Source organism: Alteromonas australica, assembly GCF_000730385.1.
Classification (GTDB): Bacteria; Pseudomonadota; Gammaproteobacteria; order Enterobacterales; family Alteromonadaceae; genus Alteromonas; species Alteromonas australica.
In genome coordinates this window covers 1,224,482-1,244,467 of the sequence record NZ_CP008849.1, presented here as the reverse complement: position 1 = coordinate 1,244,467, position 19,986 = coordinate 1,224,482, and the positions used below count along the sequence as shown (strand labels likewise).

18 protein-coding genes and 1 other RNA gene are annotated in these 19,986 nt (G+C 44.9%); 8 read left to right on the top strand and 11 right to left on the bottom strand.

Annotated features, from left to right (window positions below; translation table 11 throughout):
* Positions 1 to 84 precede the first annotated feature (84 nt).
* On the bottom strand, positions 85 to 3,030 hold the full coding sequence (locus EP13_RS05400) for a TonB-dependent receptor (protein WP_044058765.1): 2,946 nt from the start codon (positions 3,028 to 3,030) through the stop codon (positions 85 to 87).
* 548 nt (positions 3,031 to 3,578) lie between these two features.
* Between EP13_RS05400 and EP13_RS05395 the strand changes: the two genes are divergently transcribed.
* The gene (locus EP13_RS05395) at positions 3,579 to 3,872 is read left to right on the top strand and encodes a late competence development ComFB family protein (RefSeq protein WP_044056398.1); all 294 of its coding nucleotides are present in this window, start codon (positions 3,579 to 3,581) and stop codon (positions 3,870 to 3,872) included.
* A gap of 23 nt (positions 3,873 to 3,895) precedes the next feature.
* Here the strand turns inward: EP13_RS05395 and ffs are convergent.
* An RNA gene (ffs, locus tag EP13_RS19035) (signal recognition particle sRNA small type) lies at positions 3,896 to 3,992 on the bottom strand.
* A gap of 114 nt (positions 3,993 to 4,106) precedes the next feature.
* The gene (locus EP13_RS05390) at positions 4,107 to 5,165 is read right to left on the bottom strand and encodes a Glu/Leu/Phe/Val dehydrogenase dimerization domain-containing protein (RefSeq protein ID WP_044056397.1); all 1,059 of its coding nucleotides are present in this window, start codon (positions 5,163 to 5,165) and stop codon (positions 4,107 to 4,109) included.
* 193 nt (positions 5,166 to 5,358) lie between these two features.
* On the opposite strand from EP13_RS05390, the gene EP13_RS05385 reads away from it, so the two are divergent.
* Positions 5,359 to 5,826: an Lrp/AsnC family transcriptional regulator gene (locus EP13_RS05385; RefSeq protein ID WP_044056395.1), complete on the top strand. Its 468-nt coding sequence runs from the start codon at positions 5,359 to 5,361 to the stop codon at positions 5,824 to 5,826.
* A gap of 52 nt (positions 5,827 to 5,878) precedes the next feature.
* On the opposite strand, the gene maiA is transcribed toward EP13_RS05385, so the two are convergent.
* The 7 genes from maiA to pspA all read right to left on the bottom strand — a co-directional run bounded on the left by maiA (position 5,879) and on the right by pspA (position 12,057).
* On the bottom strand, positions 5,879 to 6,535 hold the full coding sequence (maiA, locus tag EP13_RS05380) for a maleylacetoacetate isomerase (protein ID WP_044056394.1): 657 nt from the start codon (positions 6,533 to 6,535) through the stop codon (positions 5,879 to 5,881).
* Between the two features lie 86 nt (positions 6,536 to 6,621).
* Positions 6,622 to 7,632, bottom strand: coding sequence for a fumarylacetoacetate hydrolase family protein (locus tag EP13_RS05375; RefSeq protein ID WP_044056392.1), 1,011 nt, complete (start codon positions 7,630 to 7,632; stop codon positions 6,622 to 6,624).
* 259 nt (positions 7,633 to 7,891) lie between these two features.
* Positions 7,892 to 9,448, bottom strand: coding sequence for a transcriptional regulator TyrR (tyrR, locus tag EP13_RS05370; protein ID WP_044056390.1), 1,557 nt, complete (start codon positions 9,446 to 9,448; stop codon positions 7,892 to 7,894).
* Positions 9,449 to 9,631: 183 nt separating this feature from the next.
* Complete coding sequence (gene phhA, locus EP13_RS05365; RefSeq protein WP_044056389.1) at positions 9,632 to 10,432, bottom strand: phenylalanine 4-monooxygenase; 801 nt, start codon at positions 10,430 to 10,432, stop codon at positions 9,632 to 9,634.
* A 185-nt stretch (positions 10,433 to 10,617) separates the two neighbouring features.
* Complete coding sequence (gene pspC / locus EP13_RS05360; protein ID WP_044056388.1) at positions 10,618 to 11,064, bottom strand: envelope stress response membrane protein PspC; 447 nt, start codon at positions 11,062 to 11,064, stop codon at positions 10,618 to 10,620.
* Positions 11,061 to 11,300: an envelope stress response membrane protein PspB gene (gene pspB / locus EP13_RS05355; RefSeq protein ID WP_044056387.1), complete on the bottom strand. Its 240-nt coding sequence runs from the start codon at positions 11,298 to 11,300 to the stop codon at positions 11,061 to 11,063. Before pspB ends, pspC begins: the two co-directional genes overlap by 4 nt.
* 73 nt (positions 11,301 to 11,373) lie before the next feature.
* The gene (pspA, locus tag EP13_RS05350; protein WP_044056386.1) at positions 11,374 to 12,057 is read right to left on the bottom strand and encodes a phage shock protein PspA; all 684 of its coding nucleotides are present in this window, start codon (positions 12,055 to 12,057) and stop codon (positions 11,374 to 11,376) included.
* Positions 12,058 to 12,256: 199 nt separating this feature from the next.
* On the opposite strand from pspA, the gene pspF reads away from it, so the two are divergent.
* From pspF to EP13_RS05320, 6 genes are read left to right on the top strand one after another with little or no spacing between them, the layout of a single operon-like run.
* Positions 12,257 to 13,375 (top strand): phage shock protein operon transcriptional activator, encoded by a 1,119-nt coding sequence (pspF, locus tag EP13_RS05345; protein WP_044056385.1) that lies wholly within the window; start codon positions 12,257 to 12,259, stop codon positions 13,373 to 13,375.
* Between the two features lie 3 nt (positions 13,376 to 13,378).
* Positions 13,379 to 15,001, top strand: a complete 1,623-nt coding sequence (locus EP13_RS05340) for an ABC transporter substrate-binding protein (RefSeq protein WP_044056384.1) — start codon at positions 13,379 to 13,381, stop codon at positions 14,999 to 15,001.
* Positions 14,998 to 16,029, top strand: a complete 1,032-nt coding sequence (locus tag EP13_RS05335) for an ABC transporter permease (RefSeq protein ID WP_044056383.1) — start codon at positions 14,998 to 15,000, stop codon at positions 16,027 to 16,029. Before EP13_RS05340 ends, EP13_RS05335 begins: the two co-directional genes overlap by 4 nt.
* The gene (locus EP13_RS05330; RefSeq protein WP_044056382.1) at positions 16,016 to 16,909 is read left to right on the top strand and encodes an ABC transporter permease subunit; all 894 of its coding nucleotides are present in this window, start codon (positions 16,016 to 16,018) and stop codon (positions 16,907 to 16,909) included. Before EP13_RS05335 ends, EP13_RS05330 begins: the two co-directional genes overlap by 14 nt.
* Before the next feature lies 1 nt (position 16,910).
* Entirely contained in the window at positions 16,911 to 17,906 is a 996-nt protein-coding gene (locus EP13_RS05325; protein ID WP_044056381.1) for a peptide ABC transporter ATP-binding protein, read from the top strand.
* Positions 17,903 to 18,712, top strand: a complete 810-nt coding sequence (locus EP13_RS05320; protein ID WP_044056380.1) for an ATP-binding cassette domain-containing protein — start codon at positions 17,903 to 17,905, stop codon at positions 18,710 to 18,712. The genes EP13_RS05325 and EP13_RS05320 overlap by 4 nt, the downstream gene beginning before the upstream one ends.
* 140 nt (positions 18,713 to 18,852) lie before the next feature.
* Here the strand turns inward: EP13_RS05320 and EP13_RS05315 are convergent, their stop codons facing one another.
* Entirely contained in the window at positions 18,853 to 19,983 is a 1,131-nt protein-coding gene (locus EP13_RS05315) for a sodium ion-translocating decarboxylase subunit beta (protein WP_044056379.1), read from the bottom strand.
* Between the last annotated feature and the right edge of the window lie 3 nt (positions 19,984 to 19,986).

The following is a 19,986-nucleotide window of genomic DNA, read 5'->3' as shown; positions in this document are numbered from 1 at the left end:
GGAGGAGGTGTTTTTTTGTACAAATTGAGATGAAAAAACAAGGAAGTGCGATGAGTGCACTTCCTTGTTAGGAGTTCTAAATAATTAGAACGTATAGTTTACGCTGAAACGAACGTAACGTGGAGTCTGCCAAGCCGTTGGCAAACCGTAGTTAGGATCTACATCAGGGTTTAATGGATCAAGCGATGATTCATCATCGTAGATCTCATAAACTTCAGTGACCTTGTCGTTGTTAAGCACGTTAAAGATGTCAGCACGTACAATCAGAGTTTGGTCATCACCAATATCGATGTTGTAAGATGCTGATAAATCAAGTGAGTAGTAGCTGCTTGTGCGGCCACGTGAACCACGTGGAGCTAGCTCACCACCTGCGTAGAATGACTCAGAGTCATACGCTTGTGCAAAAATATCTGTTGGGTGGTAACCAAAAGCGTTAATTGGTCGACCAGTCCAGAACTGGAAGTTAGCACCAAGTGTTAGGTCTTCTGTAACTGCGTATGCACCATATAGTTTAACTTGGTGACGACGATCGTTAGGTAGGTCACCGTATGCGCCATCAAGAAGCCCTGGTTGGTCAAACAATGTTGTTAGACCCGCATCGTCCTGACCGTTATCTGAACGTACATAACCTTCGTTGTTACCCCAGCTGTGTGACCATGTGTAGGCTGCGTTTAACATCCAAACACCGTCCCAAGCACGTTCCCAAGTAAAGTCAACCGCAGCGTATTTACGCACAGACTCTGGGTATCCTAGCTGCTCTGCAGAAAGGTCCATGTATACTAACTCACCGTCAGTGCCTGGTAATTCGGTAGTACCGATAACCATGTCAGAACCTGGGTTAGTTAATACGTACTGGTGGAAACCAGTCCAGATATCAGAAACATCACCGTAACCATTTTCTTCAGCCCAATCGATTACCGCCGCATCGATTGCAACGTCTTCGATAGTAGTGGCAAGTTCACGATAAGTACCTTGGATAGCCATGCTCCACTCGTCGGTAAGCTGGAACTGGTAACCCGCGATGAACTCATCTGAGTACATTGAATCCATGTTCTTATCAACTAGCTCTTCAGGAGACTTAGCTTCACCATTAGCGAATACGTCGTCTGGCTGAGTTTGTGCGCCAGTTAAGTTTGGAATAAATAGAGATTCGTCAGCGTAGCCTTCAAACTCATAGTATTCTTGGATATAGGTCTCAGCACCCGCAAGACGGATGTTAGTGTTAGCCGCAACTGGTAGGTAATAACGACCATAGCTTGCCCATGCTTTTGACTCGCCGTCGCCGTTAATATCCCATACAGCACCTAAACGAAGTGCCCATTGGTTATCTAACTTAACGAAAGTGTCGCCATTAGCATTGAAGTTTTCGAATGAATCATTACGAACACCCATATTGATAACTAGGTTATCAGTCACTTGCCATTGGTCTTGAATGTAGTATGCGAAGTTTTCAGATTCGAAATCACCACCTACCTCATAAGTTCTATGACGAACTTGGTAGATTTCTTCGTTTGCTGGATCGCTATCGTCTACATAGTAAAGGTAGTAAGCGCCACCTGAGTTAATCGTTACGTTAGAAGCCGTTAGCTTCTCAGAATCGATACCAAAGCGGATTGAGTGATCGTCTAAGTACCAGTCAGCGTCGATACGGAATACTTCACGTTCATCATCGCCTTGGTCTACAGAGAAGTTAGCAAAGGTGCTAGTTGGAATGAACGAGCCAGTGCTGTCATAACGGAAGTAAACAGCTGGGTTAGCATCTAATGAACTGCGTGTCGTACGGTCGGTTTGGTTTACACCGTACTGTGCAGAGATAGAGAAGTCATCATTGATGATACTTGTCCACTTAGCCGTATAGTTTAAACCACCTTCATCTTCGTAACTTGTGGTAAAGGTATCACTTAACGCGCCATCAGTAGAGTCGTAACGACGGATTTCTGTTGAAGCTTCATCTGAAAACGCTGTCACTTCTAGGATGTTGTTTTCTGTCACGTACCAATCAATTTTTGCTACCCAGAACGCATCATCATCTGTTTCTTCATAAACGTTTTGGAATACACCACCGGTAGTGCTTGTTTGTGAACCAGCATAAGTTTGCTCAGTTGAGCGTGGGTTAAATAGTGCGTAGAAGAACAATTTGTCTTCGATAAGTGCACCACTTGCCCAAATGTTAGCATCAAATACGTCGGCTTCATCTTGCGTATTATCAATACGGTATAAACCGTCTGTTGTACGACGAGAAGAATTACGCTGTTCGCGAAGCGCATCTGGCTCCCAATAAACGTTTACACCGGCTTTAAATTCGTTGCTACCACTTTTCGTTTTAGCATTGATAACACCACCAGTAACACGACCGTACTCTGCAGAGTAACCACCTGTCTTAACTTCGAATGTTTCATACATGTCGAATGGAGGGTTGCTTGAACCTACACCAGTACGGAAGTTTGTGATGTTCAAACCATTGATGTAGTAAGCATTCTCACCAACCGATGCACCACCAATTGAAGGAAGGTTACCGAACGCCGAGTCACCTTGTGTTGTACCTGGAGCAAGTAATGCTACTGAAGTAAGGTTACGAGGAACAGGAACGCGGTCTAGCGTTACTGCGTCTACGACGATACCTGTGCTTGAACTTGTTACATCTACCATTGCAATAGTAGAACCAGTCACTTCGATGCGCTCAACATCAGTGCTAGACAGTTTCATGTCAAGGTTGGTTTTACCACTGATGCTTACACGCACGTTTTCTTGGATTGTTTCACGGAAACCATCTTTTTCAGCCACTACGTTATACGTACCTGGTGGTAAAAGAGGGAAACGGAAATTACCGTTAGCATCAGTAGTTGCAGTACGGGTCAAGCCTGTATCTACATTTTTGATTGTGACAGTAACACCTGAAAGGATTTCACCACCGATTTCGATAGCACTACCTTGAATGGCGCCGTTAGTATCATTCGCTAATGCTGGCGTTGCAACACCAAGACTCAGCGCTACAGCTAATGCCGCGGCACTTCTCTTATATTGAAGCATGTTTAACTCCCTGGATATATGTGTGTTTTCGTTAGGTATTAACTTTTTATTAAAAGTTTTGAAAGATAATCTAAACGATTGATTTTTATATGGACTTAGCTTTTCATCCGAAAGTATAAATGCCATAAACCCACAGCACTTTGCAACTTTTTAGTGCACAATTTACGTTGAATGACGGCGACAAAACAACCAATAATTCAATAAATGCATGATATATAAGACTTAAGCATAAGGACTAAAAGTTCCCTATTTGCGATGAATGACATTTTAAAAATGACGCATCTTGCGCTTTTTTTAGTCTATTTCCATGGCAATGGGGCTAAGTGACCAGTAAAAAAGTAAGATTAAGTCACGACTTTCACGTTGTATCAATATACGAAGGGTCACTTCCTTCTTTTAGGATGGGTTCATTTTGTGACTTTTATACAAATTCTAATGAAAGCGATTCGACATCAATGAAATACCGTCTATACATTTATATGGGAGATGACTGTTTAGGCACATTGAGCCGTAGCAGCAAAAACTAACTATTTTTGAAGGCTATTAACATGAAGTTAGATGATGATATTCATAACTATTACGAACATCTCGTATTAGAACGGTTAACTGAGCTAGGCTTAGATACTGAAAAGAGCCCAGATTACCTTGCTGATGTATGCTGCTTAGCGCTAAACCAAGTACCGCCTCGCTATATCCGTTACGAGGTAGATATGGCTTTCTATCTACCACAAAGTGAACGCAATCAAATGGAAATGAACGTTGCCCATGCCGTGGATAAAGCGATTAAGTTTTTAAATAATTCGGAAACAAAGCCACAAGATAAAGAAAAAGCAGCGGTGTGATAATGTGGGGGTATTGGGTGGCAGGCCTCCAGCCACATCCCGGCACATGAGTCGTCTGCTGCGGCTGCTCCCTTCCAGGCCTGACCGGATTCACAGAGTATCATTGCGGGAGGACCAAAAGCCCACCATAGAAGCGCAAAACGGATTTTCGATTAAAAACGAAACCTGATTCAAATCAGCAAATTCTTGCTGTCTGAAGCGCGGGGCGCATTATGACGATTTGCTCCGTAACTTTCAACCCTTATTCGAAAATCGTTCTTCTGCCATCGCATTTGCCACACGACTCGTCGCACAATTTTCCTGTTCAGCCCGCTGATAAATCAGCTTTAACGTAGCGCCAATCTCTTCGATGTGTGTTTTCAATGCATTGTTGCTACTAGCGCCCATACGCTGATGATAAATATCGATGATACCACCGGCATTTATCACGTAGTCAGGGGCGTAAAGTATGCCGCGTTCTACCAAAAGGTCGCCTATTTCTTCTCTGGCAAGCTGGTTATTAGCCGCTCCCGCAATCACTTTTGCTTTAATTAATGGTAATGTCTGATCATTAATTGCTGAACCAAGCGCACAAGGTGCTAATACATCTACATCTAGGCTTAATATGTCTTCTGGTGCAACGGCAGTTGCGCCCAATTCTTTCACCGCTTTCTCAACCCCTTCTGGATAGATATCTGCCACAAAGAGTTTTGCTCCGGCATTGCGTAGATGCTGAGCTAAGCGATAGCCTACGTGCCCCATGCCTTGTATGGCTACGGTAACGCCTTCTAGGCTTCTATTTAAACCATGCTCTACCGATGCTTTCACGCCAACAAACACGCCATAAGCCGTAGAGGGAGCAGGATTACCATCTGGTGTTTCCCCCGCATAATGATACTGCGCATCTACCCCAGCAATATATTCGGAATGTTTTGCCATCGATTTCAAATCGGTGACCGCGATACCTGAATCTTCGGCGGTAAAATATTTCCCGCCTAGTGAGTCGACAAACTTGCCCATGGCTTCCATCATTTCGGGTGTCTTTTGTCGTCTTGGGTCCCCAATGATCACAGATTTTCCACCGCCCAATGCAATATTTGCCATGGCGGCTTTGTAGGTCATGCCTTTTGATAGTCTCAGCACGTCGGTAAGTGCTTCCGTACTATTAATATAGGGCCACATTCGACAGCCGCCTAACGCAGGCCCAAAGTGAGTATTATGTACAGCAATAATTGCACTGAGCCCTGATGCTTCATCATGATAAAATGCTACATGTTCGTGATTATCGAATTCAGCGTGATCGAAAACTGACATTGGGTCCCTTTTACTTTAGTGTGGTGAATTGGCCAAGTGTAACGGATCAATGTGAGGACAAGCCTTGCTATGTTCACTGAAGCCATTTATAAACTGAAATTCAAAAATACCGATGACTATTTTACTAGGATGCTTATCCTAGAATTTATTTTGCGATATAATAATTATCATAAAAACGATGGAATAAATGTGCATGAAATTAGATAAGTTTGACCGTGAAATACTGCGAGTATTGCAGCAGGATGCCACCGTCTCAATGGCTGATTTGAGTCAGCGTGTTGGATTATCTCACACCCCTTGTTGGCGCAGGGTTAAACGCATGGAAGCTGATGGGATCATTATCGGTAAGGTAACCCTACTAAACAGCAAAAAACTGAATTTAGGTGTCTCAGTATTTATCTACGTCACACTTAAAAATCATGACGGAGACTCACTGACCGACTTTGAAAATGCTGTACAGGGTATAGATGAAATCGTCGAGTGTCATACGACCAGTGGTGAAAAAGACTACTTATTGAAAGTCATCGTGGAAAGTATTGAAGAATATGAATACTTGTTAAAAAACAAGCTGACCCATCTTCCACTTGTTGACCACTTGAGTTCTACCTTTGCCTTAAAACAGGTTAAGAACACCACGGAATTACCCATAAAACGGCAATAAATGTAGCAGGGGAAGCCGACATACATGCTGGTTACCCTCGCTACAAAAGCACTTACCCCACCCTATCAGATTGGTTTTCGGGCAATGCCCGTTTAAACTCGTCCAACGCATTACAGTTGTTCACAATTTTACTGATTAACGGAAAAGCACTCATATCCACGCCGAATCGCTTCGCGTTAAATACTTGTGGCACCAAGCAAACATCGGCCATAGTGATATCAAAATCAAAGCAATACTTTCCAGCTTGAGTTTGTAAGCGCGCTTCAATGGCCTCAAAGCCTTTTACTATCCATTGTGCCGCCCACTCAGAAACGTCACCCTGCGAGGCGCTAAAATGCTCTTTTAGCGCATTAAGTACACGCAAGTTACCAAGAGGCTGAATATCACTAGCAATATCCTGGGCAAGCGCCCTTACCCGTGCGCGCTCTGTTTTATGTGTAGGGATAAGTGGGTAGGGAGAAGGAAATCGTTCATCAAGGTATTCAATGATGGCCAATGACTGGTTAAGAATAATGTCTTCATCATCGTCAACGAAGGTAGGAACTAACGCCGAAGGGTTAAGCTTTTTATAACGCTCACTATGTTGCTCACCCCCGTCGCTTGTAAGGTGCACCGGTATATATTCATAATCAACACCTTTTAAATTGAGTGCAATTCTAACTCTGTATGTGGCGGTAGAGCGCCAATAACCATATAACTTAAAACTCATGCTCTGGTCCCCTTGCAAAAAATGGAATTGCACGTAGTGTGCGTCAATAATTCGATGAAGAATGTCCAACCACGTTTTACTTAATACTAGTACAGTGGCTTTACCTGTTGTTCAATGGCACCAAACACGCTGTTTCCTGCCCCATCGAGCATTTCTATACGAATTAAGTCGCCAAATTGCATAAACGGGGTACTTGGTTTACCGTCTCTAATGGTCTCAATCATGCGCACTTCTGCGATACACGAATACCCTAGCCCTCCTTCCACAATGGATGACCCATGGGCAGTACCTTGTTTGTTAGACACCGTCCCTGAACCAATAATACACCCCGCACCTAGGTTCCTACTTTTTGCAGCATGAGCAACTAGCTGCGCAAAGTTAAATGTCATGTCTGACCCCGCATCGGGTTTCCCAAAAAGAGTGCCGTTATAGGTGGTTCGCAGAGGTAAGTGAACTTTGGTGTCTTGCCATGCCCCTTCAAGTTCATCGGGTGTGACAGCCACCGGCGAGAAACTTGACGCCGGCTTTGATTGAAAAAAGCCGAAGCCCTTTGATAATTCACCGGGAATAAGCCCTCGAAGCGAGACATCATTGACCAACATGACTAGGCGTATACGTTCCGCCGCTTGTTGCAAGGAGCATTGCATAGGAACATCATCGGTGATCACCGCGACTTCACCTTCAAAGTCTATTCCCCATTCGTCACTAGGGAGAATAATGTCGTCTCGTGGCCCTATGAAATCATCTGAACCGCCTTGATACATTAAAGGGTCGGTCCAAAAACTCTCAGGCATCTCAGCATCACGCGCTCGTCGCACAAGCTCTACATGGTTAACATAGGCACTGCCGTCTGCCCACTGATAGGCGCGTGGCAAAGGTGAACAACATCTTGATTCGTCGAACGCTGAAGCCTCCAGCTCACCTTGGTTTAATTGCACATATCGTTGTTCTAATTGCGGGGCGAGATGTTGCCAATTATCAAGTGCTTGTTGCATTGTGTCGGCAATACCCGCAGCAGAATAGGCAGTGGCTAAATCACGAGACACTATCATAAGCTCCCCGTCTCTTTGCCCATTCTTATAGCTGGCTAATTTCATATTACGTTCTCCTGTTACCTTAACTCACGCTTCATTCAATACTGGCGATAACTAAACGCGCTGCAATCGTGATGGCGATCCGCTACTGCGTATTTATGCCACTAATTGGCAAGACAGGGGAAGACGAGAGTTAATAAAATGAAAACACAACGTAACTGTAGATTTACAAGATGCCTTTCGTACTGGCCTTCACACCCCCCTGTAAGGCGGGTGTGCTGAGGCGAGGGAGAGCATTGTCAACTTTACGAAACAGACACCTTCAAAGCTTAATCGTCGCTTTGTTGATGCCGTACTCTCTAAGTTTGTTTGCAATAGCAGTATGGCTTAACCCCAGCTTTTTCGCTAACTGGCGAGTACTGGGATAAAACGGATATAGCCGTTTTAGTAAGTCCTTTTCGAACTTCTTCACTTCATCATCTAAGCTGCCATCAAAGTTCTCATCAATATATGTCATGCTAGGCGCGCAACTTGGCAACTGAATATCTTCTTTAGTTATCTCTTTCCCATCTAACAAAGATAGTGCTCTAAAAAGCGCGTTTTGCAATTGCCTGACGTTTCCTAGCCACGGGTAGTTCTGCAGAAATTCCACACACGACTTGCTTAATTTGGCCGGTCGTCGCCCCAACTTTGTGCTGTGTTGAGCGATAAATGCCTCGGCTAGTGGCACAATATCCTGTCGCCTTTCTTTTAACGATGGCATAACCAACGACAGTACGTTCAGCCGGTAATACAGTTCTTTTCTAAAACGCCCTTCTTCCACTAACTGACCTAAATCACGACATGTGGTACAAATAAAGCGAACGTCTACGTTTACCGGTTGAGTGTCGCCTACCCGCCGAAATTCTCCATCTTCTAATACGCGCAATAATTTTGCTTGAAGCTGGTGAGACATATCCGCTATTTCATCGAGCAGCAAGGTGCCTCCACGTGCCTGCTCAAGTAGCCCAACTTTTGCTGAAGGTTGGTTGAAGGCCCCTTCGGCATACCCGAAAAGTTCAGTTTCTGCCACACTGTCAGGCAAAGAGGCGCAGTTAAGTGCAAGAAACGCCCCTTCACTGCGGCGGCTAGATTGGTGACACGCTCGGGCTATCATCTCTTTGCCTGTGCCTGTTTCCCCAAATATGAGGACAGGCGCATCAAGATCGGCGATGCGTTTTGCTTCATTAACCACCTTGTGCATCACTGCTGACTCAACAACGAAACGGTCAAAACTGTCGGTGGGCGATTGGTGGAAAGCACTGAATTGCTGCCCTAACCGCATTTCAGATTTTAGTAAAATAACCGCGCCAGCCACGATATTTCCGCTGTCTCCATCACTGACCGTAATAGGTAACATATCGGCCAGGTAATCTTGCTGGATAAACTTCACTTTTGCAGATTGAGGGCGCGGCGCACTTCCTTCCATCCAGCGATGAAAGTTAAAGCCTTTGACCACGTCAGCAATATCACTGCCTACCACCTCGATATCTGGCATTTCTAGCCCCGAGGTTACTGCCTCATTGCAGAGCAGAATTTGCCCCTTTGCATCTATGGAAAACACGGGGTCAGGTAGGGTTCTCAAAATTGCGGAAAGCTGATTTTTCTCTCTTTCCCCAGGCATGAATAAGGTTGTTTTAACGTCGTCAATTCCATCAATACGTCTGATTTTCGGCATTAAATGTTGAAAATCAGCAAATTCGATATTGGGAAAGTTGAGAAAGATCTTTCCTGTGGGGTCTATTTCGATCCCTCGCAGGTCAATCTCATGAGTCACGAGTATATCCAGTACATCTTGTGCAATACCGAGTCTGTCTTGGCAGGTAATTTCTAAGCGCATATGTGTATTCATATCATTATTGTAAACATATATGTACAGACTATCACACTTTTACAAAAAAATAACAATAGAATCGGCAAAATCAAAAGCGGTTATACGGCGCACAGCCGCAGTGGCAATACCGCCTCAATAAAAGCATAGGTGAAGTTAGCGGCAGTGGCTCCCCACTACCGCGTGCGAAGACTAGCTGGCTTGTCGTGCTTTCGTGTCAAATAACGCAGGGAAAAGCCCATGGGATTTAGCTTTTTCAACCCACGTCATAATGTCCATCTCGGCGATGTCAAACAAATGATCAAACGAAGGCAAAATGTAATATAACGGCTGCATGATATCGATGCGATAGGGTGTTCTCAGCGCATCTAAAACCGTAAATGGCTGTCTTAATGGTACATCACTGTCCAGTGAATACACGGTTTCTCCCGGCGATGAGAGAATGCCTCCACCATAAATTTTCAGGTCGTTGCCAGACTTCACTAACCCAAATTCTACGGTGAACCAATATAACCTCGCCAAGAACACGCGGTCTTCTTTACTGGCTTTTAGCCCTAGCTTGCCGTAAGTGTGAGTAAAGTGAGCAAAGGCAGGGTTGGTTAAAAGTGGGCAATGGCCAAATACTTCATGAAAGATGTCGGGTTCTTGCAAATAATCAAACTGTTCCCGGGTACGAATAAAAGTCGCTACCGGAAATTGCTTATTGGCTAGCAAACGAAAAAACTCGCCAAAATTAATCAACGCGGGAACGGCGGCTGTTTTCCACCCCGTGTTCGCCATAAGTACCTTGTCAATATCGGGTAATTGTGGAATGCCATCTTTGGGAAGCTTGAGTAACTCCATACCCTTTAAATATTGCTCGCACGCCCGCTTTTCAATTAGGGGGCGTTGGCGCGCATAAAGCTCTGTCCAGACAAGGTTCTCTTCTGGTGACCAGGCTATCAAGCCTTTATCGTCAGGTTGACGCGACTGGTAATTCGTTTCTTTTGTCATACTCACTTCGATGCACTCATGAACGTTAGGCCAATTAGTCTAAACACATTGGCCTTGAGGTGAAGCTTTTGGAAACGGGAATGAAAGGCAAAACGTGTAACATTACGTTTACAAAACAAGATACCCCCTTGAAAAGACATAAAAAAACCACATCAAATGATGTGGTTTTTATATGATGGGGTGGATTACAGTCGGCTTATCTCGCGATTCAATTGGTACTCTTTCGACGTTACGTAGGTTTCCATTTTGCGTAAGCGCTGTTCCGCTCTATCGAATCGGTTACGGATATCATGAAAGGCCTGCTTAGGGGGCTCGCCTGCTTGCCACACCTTCGTTTTCACCTCTACTTTTTGACTTCCGTGATTGCTGCTTTGATTACGCCAGCCCTTGCCTCTTGCTTGAAACGTGGGCGGCTCATCATGTTTTACATCACCCAAAGGTTTCTTATCTAAAATAAACCATCCCGCAATATAGGCAACAAATACAAAGGGTCCAGCGAGCAAAAAGAAACCGGTAACCGTTAGAATTCTGACCAGCCACGTTTCTAAGCCAAAATAATGCGCTATTCCGGCACACACCCCTGCGATCCTCGCATTGTCGGTGTCGCGGTATAACTGTTTACCTTGTCTCATGCGCGGTTCCTCCATTCAGGTGCCTCACTATCAAGAATTGCCTCAAGAGTCTGAATGCGGTCGCTCATTTTCTCGGCCTGTTCAGCCAACGATTGCAACGACGCTTGCTCTTCGGCACTCAACCCCTGATTAACCTGTTTTTTGCTTCGGTAATGTAAAATTAGCCAAATAGGTGCCACAAAAATCATAAATATGACTAAGGGCATTACTAGCATAGCAATGATACCTTCATCCATTGTCAAACCTCCAACAAACCCATCTAGGTCTGCCCATCATGTGGGCAGACACCATTAACTTTCTTATTTTTATTTACTCTGACTGACTCGACGACGTGTTGTCGCCTTTTACTTTGGCTTTCAATGCCGCCAATTCTTCATCAATCTTATCGCCAGACTCAAGTTCCGCAAATTCATCATTTAACGTCTTTTTGCCTAGGTCATAAGCGTCTACTTGCGATTCTAAATCGTCAATTTTGCGCTCGTATTGCTCAAAACGTCCCATGGCATTATCAACTTTTGTGCTGTCCAAGGTACGCTTCACATCTAAACGAGAGCTGGCCGTTTTCTGACGCATAATAATAGCTTTCTGACGCGTTTTCGCATCAGCCAGTTTATCTTGCAATTGACCAATCTCATCTTGAAGCTTACTGATTTGCTCATCAACAACAGACAGCTCTTTACTTAAACTTTCCGCCGCTTCTGCTGACTTTTTCTTTTCCTGTAATGCCGCTCTAGCAAGATCTTCCCTATCTTTACTTAATGCAAGTTCAGCTTTTCCTTGCCACTCGGCAACGTCACTTTCATACTTATTAATCTGACTGACAATTTCTTTTTTGTTCGCCAGCGTTTTAGCAGAAGCAGAACGTACCTCAACTAATGTGTCTTCCATTTCTTGAATAATCAACCGAACCATTTTTTCTGGATCTTCGGCTTTGTCTAACAGCGCATTAATATTTGAATTCACAATATCAGTGAAACGCGAGAAGATACCCATAATAATTACCTCTTACTCGAAAACTGGTTGTACCAAACAATAGGTTATAGAAGAGTATTCAATTTGCTTGCCAATGTGAGTCATTACTATAACACCCTAATTTAATTGAATTTTCAATCAGATTAAATAATGCTCGAACAACAGCTTTTTTTGCTCTACACTATTTATTGGTCGAAATGACTAAATATTGAGGAAATTAATGAGTAGGTACCGCCAACAAGACAATTTGCTGGGCCAAGCCAACAGCTTTTTAGAAGTGCTAGAGCAAATTTCTCAGATAGCGCCCCTGGATAAACCCGTGTTGGTTATTGGTGAGCGGGGGACAGGTAAAGAGCTAGTGGCCGCCCGTTTACACTTCCTGTCAAAACGTTGGGATCAAAACTACGTTAAGCTTAACTGTGCAGCACTTAACGAAAGCTTATTGGAAAGTGAATTGTTCGGCTATGAAGCGGGGGCTTTTACCGGCGCAGCGAAACGCCGTGAAGGGCGCTTTGAGCTGGCTCATAACGGCACCTTGTTTTTAGATGAACTGGCAAATACGTCTGGGTTAATTCAGGAAAAGCTACTCCGCGTGGTGGAGTATGGTGAATTTGAACGGGTTGGCGGCAACAAAACAGTGAAAACCGATGTTCGCTTAGTTGCAGCAACCAACGAAGATCTTCCTGCGTTAGCTGACGCAGGTGAATTTCGAGCTGACCTCCTCGACCGCTTAGCCTTCGATGTTATCACCATCCCCCCTTTAAGAGAGCGACCAGAAGACATTATGATGCTGGCGGAAAACTTTGCTATCAATATGGCAAGGGAGCTCGAAATGGAATTATTTAGTGGCTTTACTGAGCGCGCCAAACGAATACTCATGGAGTACGACTGGCCCGGCAATATTAGGGAACTTAAAAATGTGGTAGAACGAGCCGTATACCGCACAAACAACCCTCACCTGCCTGTTCATGAAATTGTTCTGGATCCTTTTGAGTCTATATACCGTCCTAAATCTCGCGTTAAAACCCATGATCGAATTAGCAGCATTGATGAAGCGCCCAGAATCACTCATCAACCCCCTGCCAATGACGATGCAGATACGCAGGATACGACATCTCTGCCTGTAACCAATGTGGGAGAAAGCGCGCCAAACTACCCCATAGATCTAAAAGAGCTTTCTCAACAACACGAAATAGACATGATTAAACGTGCATTGGCAGATAGTCAGTATAATCAGAAAAAAACAGCGGAAAAGCTCAGTTTGACTTACCATCAGCTAAGGGGCTATTTGAAAAAATACAATTTATTAGATTCGTCGGCAGAAAGTGCGGAGTGTTAGTCAATGCGCATTAGTTCATTAGGTTACGTTGCGTTTATCGCCACTTTGCTAGCGGTGCTGAGTGCCTGCACCAAACGTGATGAACAAGCCTTTTATAATAGCGGTCTGATTTATTGCTCTGAAAGTAACCCCGTTACGTTTAACCCACAACTGGATACATCGAGTACGACAGCGGATGCTACCGCCCATCAAATCTACGATAGATTGCTCGACTTTGACCCAGAAACCGGGCGCATTGTTCCGAGTTTAGCCAGCAGCTGGCTGGTGTCAGACGACGGCTTAACTTACGCTTTTCAGTTACGCAGAGATGTTCAGTTTCATACTACCGACTATTTTACACCTTCACGTAATTTCAATGCAGACGATGTTATTTTTAGTATTGATAGATGGCGGGATAAAAACCATCCCTTCCACTATGTATCCGGCGGCCGGCACCCCTATTTCGAAAGCTTAGGTTTAGCCGATAATATCGTGGATGTGGCTAGGATAAATGGGTATCGCGTTGAGATTACGTTAAAACGCAGAGACAGCTCTTTCCTCGCCAATCTGGCCACCGACTTCTCAGTCATTCTGTCTGCCGAATACGGCCAACAATTACAAGCCCAAGGCTTCCCCAATCGCATTGACCAATATCCCATAGGTACCGGCCCTTTTTTATTCGAGAGTTATCGCAAAGACCACTTTATTCGCTTTAAACAAAACCCCGATTATTGGATTGAGCAGGCTGTGGCAAAGCGATTGATATACGATATTACGCCTAGAAGCTCACTTAGGCTGGCAAAGCTTATGACGGGCGAATGCGATGCAACGGCGTTTCCGGCACAAACCGAACTTGAAGTGATCCGTGCAAAAGAAGATCTCGTTCTTGCTGAAAAACCTGGCCTTAATATTGGTTTTTGGGCCTTCAACACCCAGCGCCCTCCCTTTGACAATCAAGATGTTAGAAGGGCCTTGGCGGCAGCCATTGATAAAAACACCTTGTTAGAAGCGGTTTATTTTGACAGTGCCACCCGCGCAAAAACATTGCTTCCTGCTGCAAGCTGGGCGTTTCAAAGCGACGCGGACGATACCGCTTATAACCCCGTACTTGCCCGAAAACTCCTGTCTGATGCCGGGTTTCCCAATGGCTTTAGCATGACTATCTGGGCCATGCCCGTTGAACGCGCCTACAATCCCAACGCGGCTAAAATGGCAGAGCTTATCCAGCGTTATCTCGCAGAGGTGGGCGTCACGGCCACTATTGTGAGTTACGATTGGGCAACATTCCGTCGACATTTGCGAGAGGGCTTGCACGACTCTGTGCTTATCGGTTGGTCAGCAGACAATGGCGACCCTGATAATTTTTATCGTCCCCTTTTAAGTTGTGGCGCCATCCCTTCAGGAACAAATCGCGCCATGTGGTGTAACCAAGATTATGATAGGCTGTTAGACGAAGCACTGGCCACAGACAACATAGAAGAAAGGCGTGCTATATATCAACAAGTTAATCGTTTATTGTACGAACGTCTTCCTCTTGTCCCCATTGCTCACGCCTTTAGATATCAGGCGTACCGCGAGGAACTACAAGGAATGGAGATTAACCCCTTTGGTGGTGTACGCTTTGGTGGAGTGAGTAAAACACTGTGATTCGAATTTTATCTCGATACAGCATTCTCTTTATTTTAACGCTACTTGTGTTGGCAATATTGTCGTTTGCCCTAGCCTACCTATTCCCTGGCGATGTTCTACAAAATCTGACAGGCATTGTGCCTGCAAATGAAATCCAACGAGAGGCGCTGATGCGCCAATATCGTTTAGACCAGCCTATTGTCTTTCAGTTTGTTCATTACCTCGGTAATCTTCTTCAAGGTGATTGGGGCTATAGCTCAGCGTCAGGCCTTTCTCTTCGAGAAGAAATTGGCATTGCCCTGCCTGCCACAATTGAGCTAAGTACATACGCTATACTGATGGCAATGTTTATCGGTATACCCCTTGGTTACTATGCCGGAATTCGCAGCTATTCAACCTCAGATCACGCCATTAATGCGTTGAGTATCACAACCTATAGCATTCCTGTGTATTGGTTTGCACTTATCCTAATTTTGATTTTTAGCTTAAATCTGGAAGTGGCGCCTATCTCAGGTAGGATCAGCCTTCTGTTTGATATAGAGCCCGTGACGGGTTTTATTCTTATCGATATCTTGTTGGCCGAGGGTATTGATAGAGGTGTAGCACTTCGTGATGCATTTTCTCATTTAGTCATCCCAACCTTTGCGATTGGTGCCATTACCACAGCCTCTATGGTGAGAATTACCCGACGTTCCGTGATTGACGTTAAGCACAGGGCATACATTGCGGCGGCGCGCTCCAGGGGATTATCTGGGTGGCGAATCTTTTCCCAGCACGTGCTTCGTAATGCGCTGCTTCCCATACTTCCTTTAATGGTTATTCAAATAACCACCTTAATAACAAACGCGATGATTGTGGAAACGCTCTTTTCTTGGCCGGGTATTGGCAGCTGGTTGATTCAAGCCATTTACCAAAGAGATTACCCCGCGTTACGGGTAGGGATGTTAGCCGTATCTACGCTTGTCATATCGCTTACTATATTAATCGATTTATTTAACCGAATAATCGACCCTAGCAGAGAAAAGTACGAACGTGCCTCAGTTTAGTTTATATGAAGAAGCCTTTCATCCGTCACCTTGGCATCGCACCTGGTTGGCCTTTCGTGAAAGCCACATCGCTATTGTGGGTTTATTTGTCTTGGCCATTTTCGTTATTTTTTCGCTATTCGCCCCTTTGCTAACGCCCTACGACCCTATTGCACAGAACATTGATGGGTTACTGATCCCGCCAAGCTGGCAACCCAATGGCTCTATCTCCTATTTGTTCGGTACCGATGCCCTGGGTAGAGACTTATTTTCTCGTATTATGTATGGATGCAGAGTAACCCTAGGTTCTGGCTTTTTAATGGTAGTATTGGCGATGTTAATTGGGGTGAGTATTGGCACCTTCGCCGGTATGCTTCGCGGAGTACGCTCAAGTATTGTGAATCACCTTTTAGACGCCTTAATGGCCATTCCCACGTTGCTCATCGCGATTATTATTGTGGCGATATTAGGAACTGGCTTGGTGAATAGCATGTGGGCAATTACATTGGCGCTGATACCCCAGTTTGTTCATCGCACACGAAGCTTTGTGCGCGCCGAAATGAAAAAAGAATATATTCTGGCGTCTCGCTTAGATGGCGCAAACAAATGGCAATTGTTTGTCCATTCTATTTTACCGAACATGACGGAAATGCTTGTTGTACAAGGTACTTTGGCATTGTCGGTAGCCGTTATTGATATTTCAGCGCTAGGTTTTTTGAACCTAGGTGCCCAGTCACCGTTACCCGAACTGGGTGCCATACTTGCCGATGGTCTTGATGTAACCTACCTGGCGCCATGGAACGTGGCGTTACCGGGATTAACCATATTCTTATTAGTTCTGTCGATAAATATCGTGGGTGACGGCCTTCGCTCAGCCCTTAGAAAAAGAGTGAGTCACTAATATGCCAGTGCTTGATATAAAAAATCTCACGTTGGAGATGGTCAGTGGCGATACCAGTATCAAAGCGTTAGACAAAGTAAACTTATCAGTAAGCAGTGGCGAAATTCGCGCGCTTGTTGGGGAGTCGGGCTCTGGTAAGAGTTTAATTGTATCGGCAATATGCGGAGCCCTTCCCGCTCAGTGGCAACTGACAGCGGATAGAATGAGCTGGAAAGGGGAAAACCTGCTGGGTATGTCTAAGCAGCAGCGTCGAGAAGTGATGCGTCGTGAAATTGCCGTGGTTTTCCAGAACCCCCAAGCCAGTTTAGACCCCTCAGCCACCCTCGGCGAACAGCTAGAAGAAAGTATTCCTAGCGAATTTGTTAAAGGAAGTTGGTTTTGGCAACGGGCACAGCACAGAAAGAAAATTGCGATTAGCACCGTGCACAAGGTGGGCATAAAACACCACAAGCATTATCTCAATGCTTACCCCCACCAAATTCCGAGCGATATTGGGCAGAAGTTCATGATTGCTATGGCGTTGGTGTCTCAACCTCAATTGTTGATTGCAGATGATCCCACTCGCGGCATGGAGCCCACTACCAAAACACAGATTCTGAAGTTACTCACACGATTAAATCAAACCCGCTCTTTAAGTATTTTATTTGTGAGTCATGACTTATTAGCCATCGCAAGCATGTCTCATTCAATGACGGTACTCTACGCTGGGCAAACAGTGGAAGCCGGAAAAATGAAACATTTAAAAAAGCGGCCACTGCACCCGTATACCAAAGCGCTTTTAGACAGTGCCCCTAGTTTTAGAAAAGACTTGCCGCCCAAATCAGAGCTTCCCACGTTAGAAGGGTCTATTCCTACGTTACAGCATTTGCCGATTGGATGTCGTTTGGGTCCACGTTGCCCACGCGCACAACGGGCGTGTGTGTCTACACCCAGTGTAAGACGGATTCACGACCATACTTACAGTTGTCACTTCCCACTACATATGGAAAAGTTATGACAGACATTATGGATGTAAGAGGGTTAACCTTTTATCACAACGATAAAAAGCGCTGGTTAAAAAAACCGGAGATATTTCAATTAGGGCCGGTATCGTTAACCGTTAAACGTGGAGAAACCATTGCTATTATTGGTGAAAACCGCGCGGGAAAATCGTTACTGGCTAAATTATTAGTTGGAGCAATACCCGCAGATGCTGGTGAAATCGTGCTTAATAGTCATAAATACTTAGCCAAGTACAATAAACAAGAAACGCAAAAAAAACGTACTCACGATATTCGAATGATATTACAACATAGCAGCGAGTCTATGAACCCTGCTATTCCCGTGGGCAAGATCTTAGATGAACCCTTGCGTTTAAACACGTCATTAACTGAAACGCAGCGTAAAGCTTTAATTGAAGAAACCTTAACCAAAGTGGGTTTGCTGCGGGAACACTATTACTTTTACAGACATATGCTTTCTGATGGCCAACAGCAGCGCGTTTCCTTGGCGCGAGCTATTATGCTTAAACCCAAAGTGCTGGTCGCCGATGAACCCTTTGCGGCGCTAGATCCATCTATTCGCTCACAAACGGTCAATCTTATTTTGCAACTTCAACAAGAATTAGGATTGGCGTTTATCTTTATCAGTCACAATTTAGGGATTGTGCGCCATATTGCCGATAGAGTGATTGTCATGGAAAACGGGAATATCGTAGAAGAAGGTAAAACTGAAACCTTATTTCGCTGGCCCAAGCACCCTACAACAAAAAAAATGGTGCTTGCTTATCAATCGCTGGTTCCCCAACAGACCATCAGTGAGTAACTGATTAACGCACTAGGCTTTAATTCAACGGAACACACAATATTCGAAATATACGCAATAAAAATGCGGTTTGAGAAACTCAAACCGCATTAGGTGTGCGCATTAAAAACCAACTGACTGTGGTGCTAAGTTTGGCTCGTTTACCCCACTAGCGCGAGTAAAATACCCGCGGCGACAGCCGAGCCCAGTACGCCCGCCACATTCGGCCCCATAGCGTGCATCAAAAGGAAGTTATGCGGGTTAGATTCTAGCCCTACTTTATTCACCACTCGTGCAGCCATAGGCACAGCGGATACGCCCGCAGCACCAATAAGGGGGTTAATGGCTTCCTTACTTAGTTTAGCCATGAGTTTCGCCATCAGTACCCCTGCGGCCGTTCCGATGGCGAATGCCACCGCACCTAACCCCAAAATACCGAGCGTTTCTACCGTTAAAAACTTGTCGGCTGAAAGTTTTGACCCCACAGCCAAACCAAGAAATATGGTCACCGTATTAATCAGTTCGTTTTGAGCGGTATTGCTTAACCTATCAACAACACCACACTCCTTCATTAGGTTACCAAAGCAAAACATCCCTACGAGAGGCGTCGCTGACGGCAAAAACAAAATAGTGAGAAACAGTACGGCAAGGGGAAAAATAATTTTCTCTCGCTTTGACACTGGGCGAAGTTGCGCCATTTCTATTTTTCGTTCTTCTTTATTCGTTAGCGCCTTCATAATAGGAGGCTGAATAATGGGGACTAGCGCCATGTATGAATAGGCTGCCACGGCAATGGCTCCGAGTAGGTCTGGCGCCAGCCTAGACGCTAAAAATATCGCAGTGGGCCCGTCGGCGCCGCCGATTATAGCAATGGCACTGGCATCTTTAAGGGTAAATTCAAACCCAGGGACAAGATTAAGTGCAATAGCACCAAACAAGGTAGCAAAAATCCCAAATTGGGCGGCCGCCCCGAGTAGCAACATACGAGGGTTGGCAATGAGGGCGCCAAAGTCCGTCATTGCACCCACTCCCATAAAAATAAGCAACGGGAAGACCCCCGTATCTATGCCTATTTTATAGATGTAGTGCAACAAGCCTCCCGCTTCCGAAAAACCGGCTAGAGGAATATTGGTCAGCAAGGCACCAAAACCAATTGGAATTAATAGCAAAGGCTCAAATTTTTTCACTATGGCTAAATACAGGAGTACAAAGCCCACCGCCATCATGATTAACTGGCCGCTTTCAAAGTGGGCTAACGCTGTGCTGTCCCACAGCACCGAAAACTTATCCATGCA